Consider the following 7,833-nt stretch of genomic DNA (forward strand, 5'->3'; position numbering starts at 1 on the left):
GCGGTTCGGTACGGGTCGCCTACGACGGGCCGCCCACGTCACCGAGCCGGTCCTCCACCGCGTCACCGGCCCGGTCGTCCACCGGGTCACCGGCTGCCCGGCCGTCCAGCGGGTGGCCGGCCCGGTCGTCCAGGGGGTGGCCTGCCCGGTCGTCCAGCCGGTGGCCGGCCTGGCCGTCCAGGGGGTGGCCGGGTTGGTGGGTGAGGTGGGGCAGGCAGCGGTCGTAGGAGGTTGCGGGGTGTTCCTGCCGCCAGCCGGGCGGGACGGGGGCCGTCGCGGGCCACAGGGCGCGCCGGCCGTGGGGGTCGCTCAGGACGAGGAAGGCGGCGGCCGGGTCGGTGAACGGGTCGTCGGGGGCGGGGTGGTCGCCGACCCGGAGGGTGCCGTGGCCGTCGAGGCGGGCGGCGCGGCCGGTGCGCCACATGCGGGCGGTGCCGCCGTCCGGGCCGCCGAAGGGGTCGGGCAGGTAGCGGTCGGCGCCGTCGTGCGGGCGGCAGTGCTGGGCCACCCCGGCGCCCGCGATGTAGAGGGCTCCGCTGTGGCCGGGGGCGACCGGGCGCAGCGCGGCGTCCAGGAGGTAGGCGCGGTGGCCGGGGGCGGGCCGGGCCGGGGCGCCGGGCGTGAGGTCGACGACGAGCCGGCCCTCGGCCCAGCCGCCGCTGACGCGCAGCGGGGTGGGGTCGGTGCGGGCCAGGGCGATCAGGGCGCACAGCATGTCGTCGGCGCCGCCCAGCACCATGCGGGCGTTGCGGCGGCGCAGCCAGCCCAGCACCTCGTGCGGGACGTCCGCGCTCAGGCGCGGGTCGGGCAGGTGGATGCGGGCGCCGGCGGCCAGGGTGCTCAGCAGGCCCAGGGCGGTGTCCGCGTCGGGGTAGCCGCGCACCAGCCAGCCGGCGTCGACCGGGGCGCTCAGGGCGGCCGCGGTGACCGCCTCGCCGCCGACGGCGGCCGTACCCGTCTCGCCGGGGGCCAGCAGCAGCGGGTCCTCGGCGCGCAGCGGGCGGATCCGGTCGGCGGCGGTGAGGGGCCAGTGCCCGGCCGGCGGCAGCCGGTCGGCGGCGTCCTCGCGCACCAGCCGGGCCGCGCCGGGCACGGCCTCCAGCAGCAGGTCGGCGGTCTCGTCCAGCAGCAGCACCGCCGGGCGCGGGCCGGGGGCGAGGGGGTGGGCGGGGTCCACCGGCAGCAGCGCGGCGCCGGTCTTGGCCACCGCGAGCGCGGCGACGGCGAAGTTGGTGGGGGAGGACAGCGCGGTCAGCACGCAGCGGCCGGGCCCGGCCTGCTGGGCGATCAGGGCGTGCGCCAACAGGTCGGAACGGGCGTCGAGTTCGGCGTAGTCCAGGCCGGCCAAGGCCGGCGCCCGGGGCGCGCGGGCCACCTGGGCGGCGACCAGGGCGGCCACGTCGTGCCCCGTGGAGGGCACATCCGTGCCCGCCCACACCCCGCCCGCGCTCCCGGCCTGGGCGCCCGCCGGCGCGGGCCGCAGCCGGCTCAGCGGGGTGTCCGGCGCGATCACGGCGGCGCGCAGCAGGGCGGTGAGCCGGCCGGCCAGCGCCGCGGCGGCGCTCTCGCCGACCCTCTCGTGGCAAAAGGCGGCGCTCAGGGTGAGGCCGGCCGGTGCGCCCGCCACGCTGTGCCGCTCGGTCAGCGTCAGCGCGAGGTCCGCGGCCGGCAGCGGCGGGGTGCCCGGCTCGACGCGGATCGACAGCCCGCCCGCGCCGACCTGCCCGGCCGCCTCCCGCTGCACGCTCAGCGCGATCCCGCCGCCCGGCGCCGCCAGCGGCGCCCGGGCGTCGGTGTAGGCGGCCAAATCCGCGGCGCGCACCCGGCGCAGCAGTTCACCGAAGGCGGGATCGCCGCCGGTGTCCACGCTCAGCGCCAGCACCCGCCCGAAGGAGCCGACCGCCCGCCGCAGGGCGGCGCTGCCGCGGGCCGGCACCGGCGCGGCCACCGTGACCGTGCCGGCCGCGCCCATTTGGTGCAGCAGGGCGGCCAGCGCGGCGTGCACCACCATGAACACGGTGGCGCCGCGCGCGGCGGCCAGACGGGTCAGCCGCGCGTGCAGCCCGGCATCCAGCTGCGTCTCCACCCGGCCGTGACCGCCGCCCGCCGGGGCGGCGGCGCTGCCGGGCACCGGGGTGGCCGGCACGGCATCGCCGTGCGCGCGGGGCGCGACGTCCGGGCCGGGCAGCACACGGCACGGGCCGGCGCCCCCCGCCCGCGCGGTGTAGGCGCGGGCGAGTTCACCGGCCAGCGGCAGCCGCGACCAGCAGTCGACCCGGTCGGCGGGCAGCGCCAGGTGCAGCAGGTGCTCCTCGGCGGCCAGCGCCTGCAGCCGGGTGCCGGCGAAGCCCAGCCGGGAGTTGCGCAGCACCGCATGGCAGCGGCCGAGGTCCTCCAGCGCCGCCTGCAGGGCGCCGGTGTCCAGCGGGCCGCGCAGCCGCAGCGTGAACTGCGCGCTCTCCTCCGTCATGGGGACGCGGGGGCCCGGGCGGGCGGCCGGACGGTCCCCGACCAGCGCGGCGAACGCGGCCGGGGTGGGATGCTCGTACAGCGCCCGCACCCCCGGCTCCACGTCCAGCATCTCCCGCACCCGCTCCAGCAGCCGGTCCGCGGCCCGCGCGTCCCCGCCCAGCCGGAAGAAGTCGCAGTCGGCGTGCACCTGCTGGCGGGCCGCGCCCACCGCCTCGGCGAACAGGTCGCACACGATCTCCTCGACCGGCGTGCCGGGCTGCCCCCCGCCCCCGCCGCCACCCTCGCCCCCGCCCTCGGCCCCGTTCCCGTCCTGGCCCGCGGCGGCCCCGGACACGGGCACCGGCGCAGACGCGGGCACAGGGGCAGGCACGGACAGGGGTACGGGGGCGGGGGCGGGGCCGGCCGCGGCGGCCGACGGCACGTACAGGCCGCTCACCGGGCCCGCCGGGACGCGGGCCGGGTCGACGGCGACGACGTCGAGCAGGTGCGGCACTTCCCCCCAGGTCGCCAGGGCCCGGTAGCCCAGCCGCTCGGCCGCCGCGCACAGCACCTCGAGGCCGGGCGCGGGCGCGTCCTGCGGCGCCAGGTCGATGCCCTCCCGCGGGTCGAACAGGGACTGCATGGCCGTGTACGCGTCGTGCACCCGCCGGTTGGGCACCCCCGCCAGCCGCAGCACGGCCGGCCGGCCGGTGCGCAGCGCCTGCTGCCACCCGGCCACCGTGTCGACGTCCTGCCCCCAGCGCACCGCGGGCGCGGCGGCGAGGTCGGCGACCGCAGGGGCGGTGCTGAGCACCGCGTCGTAGCGGTACCGGGTCAGCTCGTTGTGCTCAACCCCCCGCGGCGCGCGCAGGTCCAGGCCGCGCACCGCGGGCAGGTCACCGGCCAGCCGCACCAACCCGGCCGGGGCCAGGGGCTGTTCACGCTCGGCGGCGACCCGGACCTCGATGTCGCGGCGCAGCGCCTCCCGGTCGCCCGGCACCCCGCCCGTGCGCGCCAGCGCGAGGGCGGTGTGCCGGCAGTGCGCCAGATCGAGGTTGCGCAGATCCCCCAGGAAGAGCGAGCCGCCCGGGGCGAGCAGCCCCAACGCCCCCTCCACCAGCCGCCGCAGACCGGCCGCGTCGGGCACATGCCGGCTCACCGAGGAGACGACGACGGTGTCGAAGTGACCGGCCGGCAGCCCGCCCAGGTCCTCGATGCCGCGGCGGGCGAGACGGACCTTGCCCTTCAGCACCGGTTCGGCCTCCACCCGCGCCCGCAGCGCGGCGACGGCCGCGGGGGAGGGGTCGGTGGCCCAGTACTCCTCGACCTTCCCATCCCGGGCGAGGTCCTCCAGCAGCCCGCCCCCCGCCCCCAGCTCCAGCACCCGGCGGCGCGGCAGCTCCCCGATCCGCGCCACCGCCGCCGCCCGCCACTCCGCCACCTCCTCCACCGGCAACGACAGGCCGCCGCAGCCGCCGGCGACACCCATGTCCTCGTCCAACTCCACGCCCGCCAGCCCCACTTCACCCTCCCCGGCCCCACTCCCGGCCCCACTCCCGGCCCCGTTCCCGGTGGCGGTCTCGGTGGCGGGGTGGGGCCCGCCGGCCTCCCGCCAGAGGGCGGGCGCGGTGCCGGCCGGCCCGTACAGGTGCAGCAGCCGCCCCGGCGCGCCGGCCGCGCACACCTGCCGCACCCGCCGCGCATCCACCCCCTGCCCGCCGATCAGCACGGTCCGCAGCGACGCGAAGGCCGCCGGCCGGCGGCGGGCGATCGCGTCGAACAGCGCGGCCGGCAAGAACACCACCGACACCCCCAGGGCGCGCACCGCGTCCTGGAACCGGCCCGCGTCCGCGACCGTGTCCGGGCCCAGGCCCACCAGCCGGGCCCCGGCCGCCAGCGTCGCCCACACCTCGAAGACCACCGCGTCCAGCGCGGACCCGGCGCTCTGGGCCACCGCGTCCGCGGGCCCCAACTGCAGCTCACCGGTGGCGCGTACGAAGTCCACCACCGCGCCGTGCGACACCACGACCCCCTCCACCCCCACGGCCCCGCCGCAGCCACCCGCAACGCCGCCGTCGTCGGGGGCGGCGGGGGTGGGGGAGTAGCGCACGTGCAGCGCCTCGTCCGGGCCGAACTCGCCCGCCCGGTCGGCCGGCGCCGCCGAACGCCCGGCGATCTCACCGGCCTCCGCGTCCAGGTCGACCACCACCGCGCCCAGGCCCGCGTAGTCGCCGGCGCCCGCGCCGTCGGTCAGCACCACGCCGGCCGCGCAGTCGCGCACCACCAGGTGACGGTGGGCCAGGGGGGCGGCGGGATCGACCGGCACGTAGGCGGCACCGGCGCGCACCGCGCCCAGCAGCGCGCTCACCAGCTCCGGGCCGGGCCGCAGCGAGAGGACCACCCGGTCGCCGCGGCGGATGCCGCGCGCCTGGAGGTGCGCGGCCAGGCGGTTGGCCGCACGGCTCAGTTCACGGTAGGTCAGATGCCCGCCGCGCTGCCCGGCGTGCCCGGGGTAGTGGACCGCGATCGCGTCGGGGCCCGCCAGGACCTGCTGCTCGATGAGTCCGGAGAGGGACATCAGCACTCGCTCCTTCGACGCGGCTTTCCGGGTTGGCAAAACGTTGCCTGAATCGTGGCAAGGGTGATTCGAGGGGGCGTCTCGCCCCGGTCGAGCGGCGATGGAGTCGCAGACAGCACGACCGGGATGTTGCCAAAACCCCCGGCAGGACTTGCCAACCACCCACCCGCCAAAGGAAGTTGACGACCCCGGCCCGGCCCCGAAACGCCGAAGCCCCCGCCGGGCACGGTGGCCTGCGGGGGCGTCACGGAGCGGGCGCGAAGGCCCGGGCGCGGATCAGACGGCGGCGGAGGCCGGCCAGTCGATGTCGCTGCCCGCGGCCGGCCAGTCGATGTCACCGCTGGCCTGCACGGCGGTGCCGGGGGCGACCGGCCAGTCGATGTCGCCGCTCGCCTGGACCGCGGTGCCGGGGGCGACGGGCCAGTCGATGTCACCGCTGGCCTGCACGGCGGTGCCGGGGGCGACGGGCCAGTCGATGTCGCCGCTCGCCTGGACCGCGGTGCCGGGGGCGACCGGCCAGTCGATGTCGCCGCTCGCCTGGACCGCGGTGGCGGGCGCGGCCGGCCAGTCGATCGCCGCCGTGGACGTCGTCGCCGTGGGGGCGAGCGGCCAGTCGATCGCGTTCGCGGCGCCGGCGGTGGAGAAGGCGGTGGCGGCGAGGGCGGCGGCGACGGTGGCGATGCGGGCGATGCGGTTCATGGCGGGCTCCTCGGTGTCAATTTTGTTTTCGTTGCTTGGCAACCTCTTGCCTAGAAGGTTGGCAAGGAATCCTCGTGAATTGGTCGGGAATTGGTGGATATTCGCTCAAGGTGCCCGCGAAATGCGCCCCAAAGCCCCTCCAGACCCCTCCGACTTGCCACACAAAACCTCATCTGAACTGCACAGACGCCGAGTTCAGGCAAAACGAGAACTGCTCTGGCAACGCTTGGCAATTCCTAGGGAAGGAAGCCGCACGCAACCGAATCCGGGGTTGCCGGGACGCCGCCGCTCGAGCGCCGCCTGAATGCCTGTTGCCAACTCCCCGATTCTGTGGGCAACGTATTGCCACGCACCGGGCAATACATTGCCTGGAATCCCGTGACGGGGGGAGGCCCCGGAAGTGAACGCGATGTCCCACGGCGACCGAAGGGTCCGTCTGAACTCGGCCGGCCTCGGCCGCATGCCCGCCGCCGTCCTCGAGACGCTCACCGAATGGACCCGCTTCGAGGACCGCTACGGGCCCTACGAGCTGGAGGAGCGCCTCGACGACGTCCTGCAGCGGCAGATCCACCGGCGGCTGGGTGCCCTGCTCGGCGCCCCGCCCGGCGACACCGTGGTGTGCGCCGGGGGGCAGGAGGCGTTCGCCGCCGTGACGGAGCGGCTGGAGCTCGGCCCGCACGACCGCATCTGGACCACGCCCTACGAGGCGGCCGGCCACCTCACCGCCCTGCTCGCCCTGCGCGATCGCACCCGCTGCCGCCTGGACGTCGTCCCGCTGCGCCCCGGCGGCGACCTCGACCTGGAGTGGATGGCCCAGCACATCGGCGACGACGTCGCCCTCGTCAGCGTCCCCCACGTGCCCGCGGGCTGCGGCATCGTCCACCCCGTCGAGGACATCGGACGCCTCCTCGCCGGCCACCGCTGCCGCTTTGCCGTCGACGCCTCCTACGCGGTCGGGCAGCTGCCGGTGGACGTCGCCCGCATCGGCTGCCAGCTGCTGACCGGCGACGGCTGGCGGTTCCTGGGCGGCCCGCAGTCGACCGGATTCGCCTACGTGGCACCCTCGTTGCGGCACACCGCGGGGCCCTACGAGCCCGCCCCGCTGCCGGCCGCGGAGGGCGCGCGCGTCGCCGCCCTGGACACCGCCCTGGCCGCACACGCCGCCACACCCCCCGGCACCGGCGACGACGGCACCGGCGGCCACACCGGCGCCGATCTGGCCGCACGCCTGCGCGCCGCCGTGCAGCAGATGCCCGGCACGGAGCTGATCGCCCCCGGCCGCCGCCAGTCCGCCGTCGTCACCTTCCGCCACGAACGGCTGCCGGCTGCACGCATCCGCCGCGCCCTGGCCGAGCGCGGGATCGCCGTGTGCAAGACGGTCGCCCAGGAGATGCCCCTGTACCTGCCCGGACGCGGGATCGACACCGCCGTCCGCGCATCCGTGCACCACACCAACACCGCCGAGGACATCGACCGGTTCACCGACGCCCTGCGCGACACCCTGGCCCAGGAGCAGTCACGGCCCACGCCCACGCCCGTCCCGCACCCGCAGGCCGCCCCCGCCCCCGCACCGGCACCCGCCCCCGCACCCGTACCCGCCGCGCGTCCGGCCCGCCGCCGGCACCTGAGCCTGGTGCCCGGCACCTGACCACCACCCACCCCGCCGCAGGGCCGGCCCCCACCCGGCCCGAACGACCCCCACCCACCGGGCAGCTGAACACGCCCGGCGGCCGTCACACGGCCCGGGACACGGCCGGGGCGGACGCGAGCGCTTCTCTAACGGCCGTCACTAGCCTCGCGCTCAGGTGGACGCACCATCCGGTGCCGCCGCGAGACGCGTCACGGACCGACAGGAGCCGACCTCGTATGTCTGTGGAAACGACCGAGCTGTCCGAGACGGGGGCGGTACCCGCCAAGGAGGTCCGGCCTCTGCACCGGGTGATCATCCGTTTCGCGGGGGACTCCGGTGACGGGATGCAGCTCACCGGGGACCGGTTCACCTCCGAGACCGCGTCGTTCGGGAATGATCTGTCGACCCTTCCCAACTTCCCGGCCGAGATCCGGGCGCCCGCCGGGACGCTGCCGGGTGTGTCCTCCTTCCAGCT

At 77.4% G+C, this 7,833-nt stretch carries 3 protein-coding genes and 1 pseudogene; 2 read left to right on the top strand and 2 right to left on the bottom strand.

Annotated elements, in window-relative coordinates; translation table 11 throughout:
* Positions 1-19 precede the first annotated feature (19 nt).
* Positions 20-5,029: an AMP-binding protein gene (locus ACFU97_RS44270; protein WP_384268526.1), complete on the bottom strand. Its 5,010-nt coding sequence runs from the start codon at positions 5,027-5,029 to the stop codon at positions 20-22.
* A gap of 276 nt (positions 5,030-5,305) precedes the next feature.
* Positions 5,306-5,728 (bottom strand): hypothetical protein, encoded by a 423-nt coding sequence (locus ACFU97_RS44275; protein WP_384268529.1) that lies wholly within the window; start codon positions 5,726-5,728, stop codon positions 5,306-5,308.
* Positions 5,729-6,137: 409 nt separating this feature from the next.
* Here ACFU97_RS44275 and ACFU97_RS44280 point away from each other — a divergent pair, with 409 nt between their 5' ends.
* Complete coding sequence (locus ACFU97_RS44280; protein ID WP_384268531.1) at positions 6,138-7,376, top strand: aminotransferase class V-fold PLP-dependent enzyme; 1,239 nt, start codon at positions 6,138-6,140, stop codon at positions 7,374-7,376.
* Positions 7,377-7,594: 218 nt separating this feature from the next.
* Positions 7,595-7,833, top strand: a pseudogene (locus ACFU97_RS44285) (2-oxoglutarate ferredoxin oxidoreductase subunit alpha); the annotation flags it as partial.

This window comes from Streptomyces sp. NPDC057616 (assembly GCF_042800575.1).
Classification (GTDB): Bacteria; Actinomycetota; Actinomycetes; order Streptomycetales; family Streptomycetaceae; genus Streptomyces.